General features: G+C 47.5%; 13 protein-coding genes. 4 read left to right on the top strand and 9 right to left on the bottom strand.

Going from position 1 to position 16,433, the window contains the following annotated elements; translation table 11 throughout:
• Positions 1-3 precede the first annotated feature (3 nt).
• Complete coding sequence (locus ACO0LI_RS07770) at positions 4-3,405, top strand: SbcC/MukB-like Walker B domain-containing protein (protein WP_423032052.1); 3,402 nt, start codon at positions 4-6, stop codon at positions 3,403-3,405.
• Entirely contained in the window at positions 3,405-4,580 is a 1,176-nt protein-coding gene (locus ACO0LI_RS07775; protein ID WP_423032054.1) for a Wadjet anti-phage system protein JetD domain-containing protein, read from the top strand. Before ACO0LI_RS07770 ends, ACO0LI_RS07775 begins: the two co-directional genes overlap by 1 nt.
• A 432-nt stretch (positions 4,581-5,012) precedes the next feature.
• On the opposite strand, the gene ACO0LI_RS07780 is transcribed toward ACO0LI_RS07775, so the two are convergent.
• From ACO0LI_RS07780 to ACO0LI_RS07815, 8 genes are all read right to left on the bottom strand, one after another.
• Positions 5,013-6,800, bottom strand: coding sequence for a DUF2326 domain-containing protein (locus ACO0LI_RS07780; protein WP_423032056.1), 1,788 nt, complete (start codon positions 6,798-6,800; stop codon positions 5,013-5,015).
• Between the two features lies 1 nt (position 6,801).
• A complete protein-coding gene (locus ACO0LI_RS07785; protein ID WP_423032058.1) occupies positions 6,802-7,080 on the bottom strand; it encodes a hypothetical protein in 279 nt (92 codons plus the stop codon).
• Positions 7,081-7,087: 7 nt separating this feature from the next.
• Positions 7,088-7,978: a hypothetical protein gene (locus ACO0LI_RS07790; protein WP_423032060.1), complete on the bottom strand. Its 891-nt coding sequence runs from the start codon at positions 7,976-7,978 to the stop codon at positions 7,088-7,090.
• An 11-nt stretch (positions 7,979-7,989) separates the two neighbouring features.
• Positions 7,990-8,667: a DNA adenine methylase gene (locus ACO0LI_RS07795; RefSeq protein ID WP_423032062.1), complete on the bottom strand. Its 678-nt coding sequence runs from the start codon at positions 8,665-8,667 to the stop codon at positions 7,990-7,992.
• A gap of 185 nt (positions 8,668-8,852) precedes the next feature.
• Complete coding sequence (locus ACO0LI_RS07800) at positions 8,853-9,878, bottom strand: TniQ family protein (RefSeq protein WP_423032064.1); 1,026 nt, start codon at positions 9,876-9,878, stop codon at positions 8,853-8,855.
• The gene (locus tag ACO0LI_RS07805) at positions 9,875-10,783 is read right to left on the bottom strand and encodes a TniB family NTP-binding protein (RefSeq protein WP_423030929.1); all 909 of its coding nucleotides are present in this window, start codon (positions 10,781-10,783) and stop codon (positions 9,875-9,877) included. Before ACO0LI_RS07805 ends, ACO0LI_RS07800 begins: the two co-directional genes overlap by 4 nt.
• Positions 10,783-12,690, bottom strand: coding sequence for a Mu transposase C-terminal domain-containing protein (locus ACO0LI_RS07810; protein WP_423032066.1), 1,908 nt, complete (start codon positions 12,688-12,690; stop codon positions 10,783-10,785). Before ACO0LI_RS07810 ends, ACO0LI_RS07805 begins: the two co-directional genes overlap by 1 nt.
• Positions 12,683-13,348, bottom strand: a complete 666-nt coding sequence (locus tag ACO0LI_RS07815; protein ID WP_423032068.1) for a TnsA endonuclease N-terminal domain-containing protein — start codon at positions 13,346-13,348, stop codon at positions 12,683-12,685. The genes ACO0LI_RS07810 and ACO0LI_RS07815 overlap by 8 nt, the downstream gene beginning before the upstream one ends.
• Positions 13,349-13,689: 341 nt before the next feature.
• On the opposite strand from ACO0LI_RS07815, the gene ACO0LI_RS07820 reads away from it, so the two are divergent.
• Both ACO0LI_RS07820 and ACO0LI_RS07825 read left to right on the top strand, forming a co-directional pair.
• Positions 13,690-13,929: a hypothetical protein gene (locus tag ACO0LI_RS07820; RefSeq protein WP_423032070.1), complete on the top strand. Its 240-nt coding sequence runs from the start codon at positions 13,690-13,692 to the stop codon at positions 13,927-13,929.
• Between the two features lie 57 nt (positions 13,930-13,986).
• Positions 13,987-14,958, top strand: coding sequence for a 5'-nucleotidase (locus ACO0LI_RS07825; protein ID WP_423008257.1), 972 nt, complete (start codon positions 13,987-13,989; stop codon positions 14,956-14,958).
• 588 nt (positions 14,959-15,546) lie between these two features.
• On the opposite strand, the gene ACO0LI_RS07830 is transcribed toward ACO0LI_RS07825, so the two are convergent.
• Entirely contained in the window at positions 15,547-16,422 is an 876-nt protein-coding gene (locus ACO0LI_RS07830; protein ID WP_423032072.1) for a helix-turn-helix domain-containing protein, read from the bottom strand.
• Between the last annotated feature and the right edge of the window lie 11 nt (positions 16,423-16,433).

Genomic DNA, 16,433 nt, shown 5'->3' on the forward strand with positions numbered 1-16,433 from the left:
ATAATGAAACAACTTGTGTCCGTCAAACTCGTCCAGTTTTTCTTGTTTGAACAAATCGAAATCACCGCTGCCATGATCATGGGCTTGTTTGGCCCGAACGGCTCCGGCAAAAGTTCGGCAATCGATGCTATCCAGATCGCAATGTTTGGCGCCAACCAGAACCTGACAGCGTTGAACGCGCAGGCCGACGACACGTCCGGCAAGCGCACCATCCGGGAATACTGCCTTGGCCAGTGTGGCGGCCCGGAGGAGCGGGCACGTGACGTTGCCAACTCCTATATCACCCTCACCTTCCGCGATACAGATACGTTGATCCCAATCACAGTTGGCGTATGCATCCATGCCAGCGTTGACAAAGAAGGCCATGAGGTTCTGGGCCGTTATGTCGTGCCCGGTATTGAATTGTCCTTAGGCGACCATCTTGAGGACGTTGACGGCAAACCATCGCCCCGGGACTGGAAAAGCTTTCGGGAAAGCTTAATCCGGCGTTCTGGTCAAGAGCCTGACGATATCCTGTTTCCGGACCAGAGCGAAAACTTCATCCGGGCTCACCTGCTAGCGTTGCGTGGCAAGAACGGCGTACCGAATGTGCGCAACTTCCTGCGTGCATTCCGCTTTGCCCTACGCCTGCATATCGGCAATTCCGTTGACGGCTTGGTACGCCATGAAATTCTTGAAGCGAAAGCGACGGAGACAAAAAAATTCAAAGAAAATGTACGCTCCTTCAAGGAGCAGGTCGACCTGATCGTCATGGTCAAGCGCAAGATCGAAGGCGGCCAAGCCATCGTTGACCAGCTCGGCAAAGCCCAGCAGGAGGCAAGCCGCCACGCTACGTGGAATGCTACGCAAGAAGCTTGTTTGCATGAACTGGCGTTTGATCGCCTTGAGACTGCCAATACTGCAAAAGCGACGGCAGAGGAACGACAGATTGCTGCAAAAAGCCAGTACGAGGCTATCCAACGCACCTTGTTGGAGACGCGAGAGCAGGCAGAATACCAGCGGAGGCAGCGCGACACCCATGTGGCCCACCAGTCTCTGGGAGCCCTGCGCGCATCCATTGAGGAAGCACGCTCGCGCGCAGCGAGTTTTGAGCGCGATGTGAACGGATTTTTCCATCAAGCGGACGCCATTCTCTCACGTTGCACCCCGCTGGACGATTTTAAAGCGCATCAGAAAGCAATTGTCGCTTGTCGCACCTTGCTACCGAACTCCTTGCAAAGTGCTTTAGCTGTCCCGGCACCTGAACTCACCAATGCTTGCGACACCGTTCGCAATCTCTCGGCCAATATCGGTGGAGAAGCGATGCGCATTGCCATCGGCGTCAACCATACCTTGACACGGAAGCAAAGCGAACTAGCCACGCTGAAAGACGAACTCGAACAGGTTAATAGCGGAGGACCGGGCATCTCCGGTGAAGTGAAACGTCTGTATATGGCGCTGCGTGAACGTGGCATGCACCCTGAGCCAGTGGGACAGTTGGTACGTGTCACGGACAGCGCATGGCAGCCAGTCATCGAAGCCATGCTGGGAAGCCACCGCGATGCCCTCCTGATTCCTTCAGGTGAAGAAAAAGGAAGCTTTGAATGCTACCAGTCCATGCACGGCCTGTACGGTGTCAAAATGGGCATGGCTTCGCGCCAGCATATAGGCATCACCCCAAAGAATGGGAGTATCTCAGAGCTGATCAATGGCGACGATCCCGCAGCCGTTGCCTATATACGTGGCAAATTTGCAGATTTTGTGCGAGCAAACACGAGCACAGAGGCTCTTGCCTGTCAACGTGCATTGACTATCGACGGCATGCGCGTCTCGGGCGGCGACCTTGACCGCTTGCGCCCGGTCCCAGCCTCCGAATTTCGTCTTGGCCGAAGCAAGGCAGAACGACGCACAGAATTGGCAAGTGCCGTCACCACATTGCAACGCGAGGTGGACGCCTTAGCGCGCCAATACGAGAACTTGGATGCCTTAGTCAAGGAATTAAGCTGGCTTGGGAAGGCCGGGACATGGGAGCAACTGAGCGCTGCCATCACCCAAGCCCAGCGTGCTAGCCAAGACAAAGCCTTGCAAGAAGAACGCATGGCCAATACAAGCGACGCGCAATACCTACAATTGAATGCGGACCTTGATTCGGCCACCCTCAAAATCACACAACTGGAGGCATCACTTCAACTGCAGCACACCGATTTGATCAATGCCAATGGCAAAGCCGTCGAATCCGCTCACGCCTCAAAAACCGCATACCTTGCCCACGAAGCGGCAAAGGATGCGCTGAACGCGGCACGATGCGCCTTTGCCTATGATGCAGAGCAATTCAACCTGTACTGGGATCAGTGCCTCGAACAGTATGAAGACGATTACACCAGCATGCATAGTTACGCGCTCGATCAGACCAAACAAGCTAACAAGCGATTTGAAAACGCCAAAGCGCGCGGCATGAGCCTCTTGGGCGTATTCCTGACTGACCATCGTGAGCAAGCTGGGATTGAAGTGCAGGAGGACTGGCAACAGGCATATCGCTGGGCGCTCGATTTGGTGACACGCTTGCGCGAAATTGAGCTGATCGAGCACGAAGAAAGAGCTGAAGAAGCCTACCGCGTGGCGCAGGATGCCTTCACTACCGACGTGGCTGTGCGCCTGAATGAGCAGATCGAGGAAATGGAAAAAAAGAGGAGCAGTTTGAATGCTGCCCTCTTGGCCTGTCCGGCATTTTCCAATAACGAGCGCTATGAATTTGTAGTCACTGCGGTACCGGCGCTTGTGCCGCTATTGAATTTCGTGCGTGACGCGGCTGACGGCATCTTGTTTAACGCCAATGCGCCGATGCCAGAACAATTTCGTGAGCTATTGGGAGATATTGTTACCGACGGCAATCGCGGTGCGGCCAACCCATTGGAAGACTACCGGGAATTCTTCACCTTCGATATCGCTATCTATCGTGAAGATCCAATGACGCTCTCGCGTCGCCGAATCGGTTACCTGAGTTCGCGCCTTGGAAAAGGATCGGGTGGTGAGCATCGCGCCCCCTTATACGTCATTGCTGGGGCAGCGCTTTCTTCTGCGTACAAATTAGACGCAAAGAGCCGTGATGGCATTGGTCTCATCATGCTCGACGAAGCCTTCCATCGCATGGACCCGACCAACATCATTGCCACCATGCGCTACTACGAGGATCTTGGCTTGCAGGTACTCTTGGCCGGACCCGGCGAGCATCTGGCAACGCTGACGGCTTTCCTTCACCGCTATTACATGCTGGTAAAAGGTGTCAGTAACAACGTCATTGAACTTGATCCACACACGGTTCCGGCAGAAACCAGAACCCTTTACCGCTCCGACTTGCCGGAGTTCAACCCGGAACTAATCGAGCAGGAAATGCGGCGTATTGAATCAAGCTCCAAGGTGGCATAATGCGCAATCTAGCCAATCAGATGCTGCATCAACTCATGCACGGGGCCGAGCGCCTGACGGCGGGAGTCCGCTCGCGCACTCCCGCCTTGACCACTCACGATCTCGCGCCATACCGGCAAACTGCCGCGCTCAAGGACAAAGAGTCATTCGAGGCCGTTATTAAGGCCTGCCGGGCCAATGGTGCTGTGGTAATCCACTGGGACTATGACGATGGCAACGCTATCGATAACTTCATCAAACGTGTGGAAGTTATAAATGTCGACGCACTGGCCAACTTCCTTGGTGAAACTCCCCACCACAAAATCATGGAAACGGCGCGCAGCACGCTACTACCGCACGCGGGGACGCATGCGGTCTTGCTGCAGGTGCTGGAACAATGGTCCAAAATGAAACTGGTCCGCCGCACCAGTGCTAAAGATCTAGGTGACTGGATAGACGCCATCAAGGTCATCAGCGAAACGCGACAATACAATGCAAAAGGACACACACGCACGCCGATTCGCCAAGCGAGTTATGCCGTTTTCAAAAATACCAAGAGGATGGAAAAGCTCGCCGGTCCTGTTGATGTTTTGTCTCTTGGCGACCTTGATGCTGCCGCACGTCCCACCATGGAAGTGTGGCAAGAGCTGGGCATCTATCGTGAAGAGCAGCCTATGCGCTTGGCTGGTCATGTTCATATCAGGCGTACCCGCGTCGAAGGCTTAATCGACAGCCCATATGCAGCGTTCCCGGCCGACGCTGTGCTGGCCATCACATCCCGTATCGAGACCATCCTAACCATCGAAAATTTAACAACATTTCACACAGAGGCAGAGCGATTGTGCAATGAGCCAGTACTGCTGATCTATACCGGTGGCACGCCAAGCCCAGCATGGCGCACTGCCTATGCCCGCTTAATTGAATCAAGCTCCCCGGCATTACCTGTTTGTCACTGGGGAGATGTCGATGAAGGCGGTTTCAGGATAGCTGCTCTGCTGCAAGCAGATTTGGCAAAATTTGGACGCACACTATTGCCATGGCGCATGCATCCGAAAGACATTCCGGAAGAGCTGCGTATTAGCGCGAGCCAGGCATTAGCCTTACGCATGGCAAAATATGCGCGACAAGCTGGTTGGGACGAACTTGCCACAGAACTGGAGGCAGCAAAGATGACAGTGGAGCAAGAAGGCTTGTAACTACATGCCGTACCACAATCCCGTCAAAATCCCTACCAGCACAGGAAAAATTCAATCAAGCGTCATTCACACAACGGCGGACTATCGCCCGTCAGTATGAGGAGTCTTAATTACAGGGGCTGCAAAGTACCTAGCATAGTCTGGGAAGTTCACTATATGGTGAGGACTTTCACTCAAAAATAATTTATTGCATGATTGTTGATAATTACTGCAATTAAATTAATCAACTCAATAATTTCAAGAAAGATCTATTTCTCAATCTGTTTTTGCAACAAATTGTTCATATTCGGATTACTTTGTAGTGGTCAAGTATTTTCGGACACAGCGATAGGTTCTTTTTTGTCATTTGTTGCTCATAGACACTAAGTGGCAGATTACCCAGCGCAGAATGCAAGCGAACGTTGTTGTAAAAGCTCATATAAAAAAAGAAATTTATATTTTTCGCTTAAAAAGCATTCTTTGCGGTACATCTTGGAGAGTTAATATAGTTGCGCGATCCACGTCAAACTCGAATTTGACATCCCCGGTCTCCATATCGGTAGTCCGAGGAAGCTCTTCTCGATTAAATGTGGTGATATATTGCGATCCCTCAAAAAAGGAAAGCTTACGATGCAAGTAATTCAATGCCCTTAATACGGATACTCTCGATATTCCATGAAAAACCCCGTCGTGAATCAAAAAATCGGGCAACGGAAGATTAGTGTCTAAAGAATGTAAAAAAACTGTTAGATCGTATGCAGCCATTTTAAGTCGATAATTCCCGAGTGCTTCAGCGCGGGGCACAGATGTTTCGATATTTACAGGGCAACCAGACTGTGTTTTTGAACGAGAAATATCCAAATATGCTTGCTCGGTTTCAATTTGGGAATGAAGAGCAAGTGCATCCGTTACTACTTCAATAAATATCTCTTGAAGTGCTTGAACGACAACTTCAGATGAGATCAAAGAATCATTGAATTTTCGCCTCGCGCTTCCAGCGTCCACGGTCAGAACGTCAATATCTCGATTTATTTCCGAAAGCTGGTGAATTATTAACTGAATTTCGCCAAGCCGTAGACGTTCCTCTGCAATTCGTTCAACGGCACCACGTAAAGGCTTCGCAACACCAGTTTCATCAATAACTTTATAGAGAATACTTCGCTCTGACTCAAGCAACGTCAATTGTCCTAATGACTCTGATTTAGCAAGCTCCAGATTTGCCATAGATTTTGCATGGAATTTCAGGCGCTCCTCAGCAAGAGACTCACGAAACGCGATAACATCTTCAAGCGAACGCTTGATGGCGCTTCCTAAAGTACCTGACACTTGTGCATACTGCGAAGATAATTCGTCAATATCTACTTCGCTGGTTGATTCTGCAAATTTCTTTAATCGGCTCAATTGCCGATTAGTCTGCTCCAACTGTTTTCTAGAAGCTCCAATCCTGCTGGAGAGTGCCGCGATCTTTTCGGATACTTGCTGATAGTCTTCAAGAAAATCAAATTTATCAAACGCCTCCTGCAAGGCTTTCAATTGCTTTTCTCGTGCGCCGATTTCAGAGCGAATTTGGGCGAGTGACTTGCCAGTTGATGCCTCAGCTTTACTCGCCAATTCATTTACAAAATTCTTTTTCTTTGCGATTTTATCGTTGATTGCTTCAAAACTAATTAAATGGTCGTTTGGCATTCCCATTAAAAAGAAATTCAATATTGATAGGTCGAGCTTATTTGTGCCTTTGTGAGTTATCCAAGCAATTGGATCTTTGCGGCCAAAGTTCTCTAAATCATCCTTAACATAGAAGTTTATTAAAGAGCCGTATCGGTTGCCTGGCAAAAGTCGCTCAATATCTTGTGGAAAGAAAATCCCGAAAAGTAACGAAGAAGCTTCACTCAATTCATACACATATTGTGGGTCAGTGTTTCTTTTTATACGAACCGTTTTACTGTTTTTGTCAAAGTCCCTGCCAATACTTAAAACTTGGCCATTTACAACTAAATCAAGATAGATTGAGTGCTTTTCATCTCTCAAAAAATCATACTTTTTTTGTGAAAAAAATTTGGCCGCACCGCTCGACAACAGCAAGTAATCAATCAGGCGCACAACACTCGATTTACCAATTCCGTTGGTACTTCCTAGAGTGCGCGCACTATGGCTATACTCCCCGATAATTAAATTGATACCAGGCACAAACTCAATATCTTGTACGAGTAGTTTGGATGGTGAATATAAGCGCTTTAGCATATTAGTCCGTGAACTGCAATTCGCCCTGCGGCGATTCATCTTTCGGTGGTGAAGTTATCTTTATACGATAACCATCTTTTTCGACTGCTCCAACCATATACAAAAAGCACAATGTATTGAAAAAACTCTCCTGTGATCGTCTTTTATCGTCACGGATAAAAGACTCAATCAGTTCATCAACAACAACCGCCGTCTTCTTGCCCCGCAAATTCTTAAGTAAGCCGGCACCCATTGCAACTAGGCTCATCGATAAATCTGATTCTGGATGTAAAAGTGCCATTCTGTTGTTACCTTTTCGGCTCTTTACCTATTAAACATTGACAAAACATGTACCCCAATATTGCATCGATGTAGTGTGCCATTTCATCACAGTCACCAGAGTTATATTTATCATTCATCCTTTGTTGCATTCGCTTATAACGCTGTATAAATGATTCGGTAACTGGAGTGTTGTCATAATCTCTAACGATCCGTGATTTTGCCATATCAATTTCAAGATTATCAAAAGCGCGCAAACTATCTGCGACGTCCAGTTGTGACTCTGCTGTTAGAGAGAGCAATCGGTCAAATCCGTCTCGCTCAGATTCAGAAATATTAATTTCTATTTTTTTTTGAATATTTGGGGCTCTGTTTTTAGACTCTAAATTTCCACTTTTAATATTCTGAGCATTGGTTAAGTCCTCAAGAATCAATCGAATAAAATCTCTACCAATTAACTCCGATTGTATATTTAAACAGTTGAATATGTATATCTGCGAGCCCCAAGGTAGCTGAGAGATCACCTCCATCAACCGTTCGATTCCCCATGGTTCCTCGACATATGTGCCAAAACTTTTGGTGTAAATCACTTCATCAGGTTTCGGATCATGATTTACATAGACTCTGAATTTTGGATATTGTTTTTTCCAATTAAGAGCAAATTTATCGTGATCTTCTCTTACTTTTTTTTCAAACTTTTTCTTTGTATTTTCTTCTGGACCGTAACACGCTATCGCACACCCTTCATTTAGGATTGCGCCGTCGCTGCCCTTATCACGAACTTCCCTTAAGTCAAGGAAACCCTCTGGACCATGTCTCTTGAATAGAATTTTTACGACAATATCCTGAAAATCGAATGAGCTTAACGATTTCAATTGCGTTCTCACAGATGATGTCAATGCTGTGTCACCAAGTTTCATTTGGCACTTTCTCAACTTATGTTAATGTCCTCGACGCAGTTTTCGTTCATCCACTGGAGAAATGCTTGTCGCTCGATAGGTTTCAACAGTTGTACTTTTTTTTGAAGAGTTGCTAGCTTTCTGCGAACACGCTCCCTATCGCGAAAATCACTTCCAATAAATCTATAATCATGTAAGTTACTTGGCGATTCAAAATTGAACCATAAGCATTCAGTACGTACTCCGGAGTGAGTCTGAGCTTGGTATTCCATCTTATTCCAATCGCGCAGAATTTTCTCATAAACGAAGTGTGAATAACCAGAAACAATTACACGTGCAGACAATCGAACCAGTATTTCTAAAAGCTCATGATGATCTTCGGCACTATAGTCATGTCGGTATATCTTTGACCGAATCCTAGTCTCAGGGAAATATGGCGGATCAACATAGACGACCTCATTTCCAGTGAAGGTGTAGCTATCAAGAAATTGGTGCGCATTGCCATGCCTAACATCATACCGACTACCAAATCGTGATTTCCATTGTTCAATTACTTTTGGATCGCGATCTATACCAATGTCTTGCAATCCAGGACGTTTATTTCTTAATACAGAACCGCCACCAAGATGGCTCTCGATGTAAACGTCATGCGGCGGAATCAAGTTCAAAATATGTCTGAAGCTTGACCCTTTCCCTCCTGAATAATTCATTATGTCCATATTTCATATCATCGCTGAATTCTGCGATGTTTGCAAGTTGCTCTTTAAGCAATAATTTTTTTCGGAGATGCATTCCCAAAACAAATCAATTCATTTGATTCAAACTATAGATATAGGAATGTCTATTGCATGACTCATTTTTAATTTTTTCGCTGCAGCGCTATTAAAGAGAGTCACTATTCGACACGAAACCGTAGCCGCCAATTTACAAAATTTTCCGTCAAGCGCTTATACCAATCAGGCGGTTCAGTAAAATCCTTCAACAAAACATTGTATCGAACCGCACCGCTGCGCCAGGCATGCTCCAATCTCACATCCGGTAACGCCATCAACCACATAGCAAGCTGAAGCAAATGGTGCCTCTCTTCAATTGAACGCATTTCCAAAGAAATGCGTCCAGTGGCTAAGCGAATATCAGAGCATCCAATCTGATCCAGCACAAAATCCCGCAAGGACACATGCCGATATTTTGAAGTTAAAATCATGCTCAACTGATGCAATACAGAATATCGTCCCAGGTCCCACTTGTTATCACCTACATGACCTGGGTCAAGCACGTCGCATGCGTTCAGCAATAAAACAGTAGCATCGCGATCATAGAACAATGGTTCTACTGCAGGAGCAGCCCTCAGATCAAATCCGCACTCATGGCAATATGCAAGCGTACCAGCATCAAGTGCATCGACGTTCATGATATCGATCCGGTGAAAGGCTATAGCAGCAGCACACTGTGGACAACGGTCCAGCATCATTGTTTGGTGCTTAGTGCAAACTGTATAAAAAGCGATGCGCCATCGCTTCCTGAAATAAGGAATGCGATCCTCAGCTAGACAGGTGGGACAGCATTGCAATCCGTACCCCTCCCGCTTGCGATGGTACAACTTGAGAGCGAGTATCCATTGCAATCCGCCCGACACTTTGAATTTTCGGTAAAGTAATCCTTCATAGGAACGCAGTGTCGTATTCCATGTGATCTGTGCCGGGGTCGCCGTCCGCTGACTTAATTCGTCGATCAGCCATGTTGGAGCCAGGCGATCCATGTCCCGGTTCCAGATTTGGCGTTGATTGCCAAATATTAAATTACAGAAGGTCTGAACCTTCATGCCATGACCATGTGCAAGTCTTACTAGCCAGGAGGATAGTAGTTCGTCCGGTAACGGCCTATAGCGTATAGGCCATAGAGGTGAAGTGATACCCCTCATGTCGCCTTCAGGCGTCGGTATTGCTTACGTTTGGAGGGAGGTACCCATGGTAGTTCATTGATCCGCTCCACAGTAATGCATTCGGTCTTGGTACGGATTGCATCCACTGCCAACTCCTTCACCAGGTCACACATATCTCCTAAAGTACCTTCGCTACGCATATGGATAGCCAACATTGATGAAGGCGCTTTAAGAGTCGACGGCTTTTTCAGCGGCATACGCTGTTCCAGCGTTGCTAGTAGAGCGCCAAATTCATTATTAGCTCTCCATAGAGGCAACTCTTCTGGAGTAAAGCGACTCGACATTTGCGGATCAGTATTGAAAGCATTGTAGGCGTCTTCAATACCAGCGGCGACTATAGTAACGGAGGTTTCATTGCCCAAACTTTTCAAGGCATTTCTGAATTCCTGCTGCCGGTTTAAACTGCCTGCGATCAGATGATGAATCTCATCCACAATCAACATTTTCACTTCCATTTGCCGGAAAAGTTTCTTAATCTGAGAGTATTTTTCTGGCACTGACGCAGTTGGCTTATAAGGCGTCATGAGCACGTCCAAAATGCGCGTATAGAAGTCAGAAATATCAGGTTTGGGTGGTGCTTCCACTAAAACAACGGGACAAATAGTAATCTCGTTGGTTGGATCAAGGTCCGGCGGATGTAGTGATAAAAACCTCTCAAGAATCGAAGTTTTTCCATTGAATGAAGGCGCTACCAACAACATATTTGGCATACGCGTAATACGAGGGTAGTTTAATAAATCTTCCATTCTGGCGAGGATGCGCTTCGCGTCCTTGTATCCCAACCAAGTTCCCTCGCGAATAGCATAGATGCGCTTTTCGTCACTGCAATCGGCCATAGTCGATGCCGCTTCACTCAGGTGTGCATAGTCGTGAGGTGTAGACATTAATCATCATCCAATGGCATTACTGAGTCGGGGTCGTAACCGCGCACGGCGTCAGGCAGCTCAGAAGACGTTGGGTTGCTGACGTTTGGGAGATTTTCAGCCATAACTTTGCGGGCCTCAGTATGCTGCGCACGTCTTTGCTGAGCACGCCTGGCGGACTTAGTTTTTTCTGCAGCATTCTCTTCAATTTCGCGCCGCTGATTAATCAAAGCAAACACTTCTTTTTCATTTTCACGTGGGATACCTAGTTCATCAGCTCGCCGATGTGCTTCACGCAATTCCCAAATACTGACTGGGGGCAGACTAGTGTCGCGATAGGGTATAGCACAATAACGTCGTGAAATTTCATCGAAAAAATAGAGAGTACTGATATCCCGAGGGTCACGATGAAACGGAAATTTGCGTCGATGCCCCCTGAATTCTGGATGTTCAGCATTGATCCATGGTCGTAACACGTCATGGTAATAATGTATTTCATCAATCACGACACCGTAATTCTGGACTGTTCTTTCAATAAACGGCATAAAGTCGATGCGCATTTTTTCTTCATCCAATCGTCGTGCAGGCAACCCTCGACCTGGCTTTCCTTTCGTCCCCAGCAAACCTTCCTTCCACTTCATTAAAGGCGGGATACCGATTCCTGAATGACGTTTTCGGTGGTAGGCTGCGAAAAACAGAATCAACCAGCGTTCGAGTTCACTAAAGGTCATGCAAGCACTTCCCTCAGCGTCATATTCCCCTTTCTCTGCAGGCCCTGAAAAGGTGGCACCCTTTACAGTTTTTAGTCCCTCGGACACCGTTCCCATCAGTCTTTCAATGTGAGCTCCGTAGCGTGGTTTTTTGACGGGGCGCAAATGGAGATCTATATCGTATTCCTTACATGCGACATTGAGCATGTTGCCACGAAATTCACGTGCGTTATCCATATGCAAAACTCCCATCGTTCCCCAACAAGGCCAATCCGTCGTGGTCACATTCAAACGCGTCATCCATTTTTCTTTTAGCAATATCGCATGCGCAATACACATTCCCGCTGACATGGCAGAAGGTGCATCAAGTGACAAATGCATACCAAGACACACGCGACTGAAAACGTCGATTGCCAGCGTGATCCAGACACGCTTAATCGATTTCCTGTAAATGTCGTCAACAATAACAACAGGCAGTTCTGTATGATCAATCTGTACCATTGCCAACGGCCAGTCTGCATCGGGAATACTACCTTTGATAGCATCGAACTTGTCATGGGCAACCGCGATGCCTTTACGCTTGGCTACGCGTTCTCGGCCCGAGGTCCTTTCCAGACGGTCCCGAATTGTATTCGCTGCAGGCAAGGCGAGATTGGCATTGGAACAACGCCTTCGGATTTCTACAATAGTTGCAGCGATAGAAGGATTCTGATCCGTATCATGAAAATTCTCAAAACAATCCTGAATGATAGCCTCAACCTCGGAAAATAATCTTGATGGCCTCTTACCTCCTTTTCCACCTGGATTTAGTATCAAGGACGATACCAAACCCGTGTCCCTAAATGCAGCCAGCCATCGATAAATCGTTGCACGGCTTACACCGGCAGCAAGTGCTGCCTGGTCGGCGAGAGCATTAGATTTTCGGTAGTCATTATTCAGAAGAGGCTCTATGTGTCGCCGTCGTTCCTCAGCAATCTCCCATTCCATTTCTGAGACGCTTGTAAGATCCTGAACTACGGGCTGTGGAGTGTTGGTTTTTTCTATTTTCGTTGGGGGCCCCAGATCTCCAATCTTCAGGAGGACCTTTTCATTGGAACCGACTTCTTTTGCCAATACCAAATTGAGGTCTGCGAGAGCGACGATGACGTAGTCGCGACCATTGTTTGTTATTGTTGCGCCTTCGGTAATCCAAAGCAGAGTGCGTTCCTGTTTACTCATAACTCATCCCAGGCAGACACAGCACAGTGCCATGATGGATAGACTGATCCCAGTCAATCACCAGGTTCCGTATCACGATTGCATGCCATATTATTGGAAGCCAATGAAGCCGATCATCATCAGTTGAAGTAAGGCAGTCAAGAAGCTCATCGACGGGCAATATCCCTTTGTTTTCACGCACGATTTGAATTATCTGAGAACTATCGTGAATCGCAGGTTCAATATTGCGGTATTCGCGGAGGAATTTGAGATTTGCCAGCCTTTGCGTTCGAATTTCCACTTGCGTTGTTATTCGGAAATCCCAGCCACGCTCAAGCGCGAAATTTTTTGCCGCTTCGAATTTAGGAGCGTATTTTTCAGCATTTCGCTCTAGGTCATCGGTATGCTTAATCTCAGTAAGCAAAGGTTTGGGGATTTCCCCGGATTCAAAGTCTGGATGATATCTAACCAGAACATCGGGAACATATCCCTTGGCCATTCCTGGGATTTGAATAATGACTGGCTGCGGCTCAAAACTGGCGACGCGTTCATCAAAGTCCAAAAGCAGCATGTACTCTTTTTCGAGAAGAGACTCGAAGGCGTCCATTTGACCGTTCTTGCGGCTGGCAAAACTCCCAGTTACGACAAGATGGTTTTTTGGAATTTTTCGTACAGGCATAGACCTCCCGGTCAACACGTTTATGAATCACTGCACTTTCTTTTTTTGTTGCCCTTATGAACTATATGGCACCCAACAACACAAATTCTAATCGCATTATTGGCAATCTGAAAACAAGTTGATAAAAAAATATGGCAGGGATGCGGATTGGATAATACGATTAGAGCAGCGGCCTTGTATTTCTGCGATCGCTGCGGCAGTTGAAGTGCGTTAATATGAAAATTTCGATAAAAAAAATACAATTAATGTATTGAAAATTTACTTGTTGGTTTCATTTAATTAGGGTCGACGCCATGTGCCGACCGGCCCAACGGCCGAACTCACTTTTCTGAGGAGCAGATATGTCAAAAGAAACTGGTAAGAAGACGGCCTCCCTAGCCGGCAAAACCCTCGGTAGCACAAACGCCTCAGCAATTCAAAAAAGCTTGGCAGGGAGCGCACTTGCCCAAGCCGGGACAAATAAGACAACCAGTAAGTCCATTGAAACCAAAGCTTCAGCGGCTCTGAAAAGCGGCCAGTCTGCGATAGCAACCAAGTCCCTGGCGGGATCATTGGTATCGCAATCGAAGAAAAACAACTGATGCAACTAGCGCTGCGCCCAATGGGCGCAGTCGAAAAATAATTGAGAGAGGTGCAACTTGTCCTACAGTCTTGAAAACCGACTCGTCATCGGCGTAGCTTCCAGCGCAGTATTCGATTTGCGCGACTCCGATGCTGTATTTCGTCGGGATGGCGAAGCCGAATACCGAAAATACCAACGGGCGCACCTCAACGAGCCATTCCCAAAAGGAATAGCTTTCCCTTTCATTAAACGCATTCTATCCTTGAACGACCTTAGCAAGCCGGATGACCCACTTGTAGAAGTAGTTTTGCTTTCGCGCAACGATCCTGATACAGGCTTACGAGCGATGAAGACCATTGAGCACTACGGCCTAGGAATGACTCGCGCGATTTTTATGCAGGGACGTTCTCCATATGAGTACATTCCCGCGTTAAACATTGCGTTGTTCCTGTCAGGGAATAAACAAGACGTAGATGCGGCGATTCGTGCAGGTCATCCTGCGGGTCAAGTTCTTGATTCGAACTACGTGGACAATGAGGAGGATCTTACCCTCAGCATCGCGTTTGACTTCGATGGTGTATTGGCCAGTGACGAATCCGAGTCAGTATATCAATCGAGTGGGGTGTCAGAGTTCCATGCACACGAGGTACGTAACGTCATGCAGCCCCACAATCCAGGGCCCCTTAAAGAATTCCTGGTCCGGATTTCAAAAATTCAGGCGGTAGAAGAAGAATATAAAAAGGAGAATCTGGAATATCAAAATCGGCTGCGCGTCTCAATTGTGACTGCTCGTAATGCACCGTCGCATGAACGTGCGCTCAAAACACTTGAGAGCTGGGGCGTTTATGCCAACGATGCGTTTTTCCTGGGCGGAATCGACAAAGGGAAAATTTTAGGCGTACTTAGGCCTCACATCTTCTTTGACGACCAGCCGGGACATTTGAAATCAGCGAGCGCCGTTGCGCCTTCAGTACATATTCCATTCGGTATTATTAATGCAACACCCGAAATCTCTACTATGGCGGACACAACATCCCCGCAGTTGTAGTCAGATTCTGTCCCCACTGGGTGCTAAGCGACTTATATGGGAAAATCTAGTTCACTTGATCGAGCAGGGTCCATTTGCATGCAAATGGACCAGCTAAATTATCAATACACTAATGTTGATACTTTCCAGTCGATACTGGATTACCAAGAACAGTTGGCGAGTACGTGAAGAACTGGTGGTGATTCAGATCCTCGTCAAAAGGCGAAATTTGAAAAATACGTATTATACTGCGCCGAAGGTATCAATTACTCATGTAATTTGAACAAAGTCGCACGTTAAAATTTAGTCTCATCACTATTTGAATTTTGTCTTATTAGTAGCTAATCAAAAAGCGAGTTTTATTAATTTTTTGTCTTACCACTTCCTGATTGTTCACAACGGATGTAAAAGTTTAAGAATCGAAGTGCAAAAAAATGGCTCATTATTTTCAGAATAATGAGCTTTTTTTATGTGGGTTGCGTAGGTTGGGCCGGGCCTCGCTAGGCTACGCTTCATCAGCCCAACACTGGGCGGTGGAACGACATGAGGCTATAACTAAGCAGCGCTGCTGTATTTTTGATACTCCAAAACAAAATAAATCTCTGAGCATCAAATGAATGTCATCATCCCGCGAATCTGCGCCGGGCTCAAACCCAGCACGCTGCGCATACTGCGGACCAGGTGGCTGGGGTGGGCAAAGCCGGTTTCCAGCGCAATGTCTGTCACGCTCTGCTTGCCTTCCATCATGAGCTGGCGTGCACGATTGAGGCGTCGCTCCATGACATAACGGTGTACAGGCATACCCATCGCCTGTCTGAACAAGGTCTTAAAGTGCGACAGGCTGAACCCTGCCACGACAGCGAGTTCAGCCAGGGTGAGGTCACTATCCAGATGTGACTCTACATAATCAATGACATGACGCAGCCGCCAGCCTGGCAAACCGGGGCCGGTCAGTTGGTCTGTCACTGGCTTGCGTGACTGCAAGGCAAACAGACGTGCAGCCAGTGCGACTGCCAGACTATCTGCAAAAATGCGCCCACCCGGATATGCATCATGATCCTCAGCCTGCATCATCCAGCCTATGCATTCTATCTGCGGGTCACGGATATGGATGGCGGGTGCCAGCTGGACATGCTGGCCGCTCAACTTCATGGATTCAGCAGTGTCGTTCAGGATTTGCGGCGACAAGCGCAACAGCAAGGATGTGGCGGGCTGGGTCAATGTCCAGCGTGTGCTGGAGCCTTCAGGCACGACACAGAACTGCCCATGCAGGCGCACGCCCTGGCGTTCATAAGAACCAGCGCGATAAGACACAGGCACAGGGTCACCCAAATGCAGGCAGAGTACATGGCGTGCATCAACAGGGGAATTGAACAGCCCAATCGGCACAGGTGAAGTCAGCACATCGAGCAGCGGCAAATCATGGCTACCAGCACTGCCCAGCAGCGCTGCAGATGGATGGGGATAGCATGCAGGTCTGGTCATCGCGCCCTCTA

Origin of the sequence: Undibacterium sp. Tian12W (assembly GCF_049339405.1) — a bacterium.
Taxonomy (GTDB): Bacteria; Pseudomonadota; Gammaproteobacteria; order Burkholderiales; family Burkholderiaceae_D; genus Undibacterium.

What these genes read in the sequence shown, in the direction of transcription:
- ACO0LI_RS07770 (WP_423032052.1), top strand. Translation starts at nt 4, where the DNA reads ATGAAACAACTTGTGTCCGTCAAACTCGTCCAGTTTTTCTTGTTTGAA.
- ACO0LI_RS07775 (WP_423032054.1), top strand. Translation starts at nt 3,405, where the DNA reads ATGCGCAATCTAGCCAATCAGATGCTGCATCAACTCATGCACGGGGCC.
- ACO0LI_RS07780 (WP_423032056.1), bottom strand. Translation starts at nt 6,800, where the DNA reads ATGCTAAAGCGCTTATATTCACCATCCAAACTACTCGTACAAGATATT.
- ACO0LI_RS07785 (WP_423032058.1), bottom strand. Translation starts at nt 7,080, where the DNA reads ATGGCACTTTTACATCCAGAATCAGATTTATCGATGAGCCTAGTTGCA.
- ACO0LI_RS07790 (WP_423032060.1), bottom strand. Translation starts at nt 7,978, where the DNA reads ATGAAACTTGGTGACACAGCATTGACATCATCTGTGAGAACGCAATTG.
- ACO0LI_RS07795 (WP_423032062.1), bottom strand. Translation starts at nt 8,667, where the DNA reads ATGAATTATTCAGGAGGGAAAGGGTCAAGCTTCAGACATATTTTGAAC.
- ACO0LI_RS07800 (WP_423032064.1), bottom strand. Translation starts at nt 9,878, where the DNA reads ATGAGGGGTATCACTTCACCTCTATGGCCTATACGCTATAGGCCGTTA.
- ACO0LI_RS07805 (WP_423030929.1), bottom strand. Translation starts at nt 10,783, where the DNA reads ATGTCTACACCTCACGACTATGCACACCTGAGTGAAGCGGCATCGACT.
- ACO0LI_RS07810 (WP_423032066.1), bottom strand. Translation starts at nt 12,690, where the DNA reads ATGAGTAAACAGGAACGCACTCTGCTTTGGATTACCGAAGGCGCAACA.
- ACO0LI_RS07815 (WP_423032068.1), bottom strand. Translation starts at nt 13,348, where the DNA reads ATGCCTGTACGAAAAATTCCAAAAAACCATCTTGTCGTAACTGGGAGT.
- ACO0LI_RS07820 (WP_423032070.1), top strand. Translation starts at nt 13,690, where the DNA reads ATGTCAAAAGAAACTGGTAAGAAGACGGCCTCCCTAGCCGGCAAAACC.
- ACO0LI_RS07830 (WP_423032072.1), bottom strand. Translation starts at nt 16,422, where the DNA reads ATGACCAGACCTGCATGCTATCCCCATCCATCTGCAGCGCTGCTGGGC.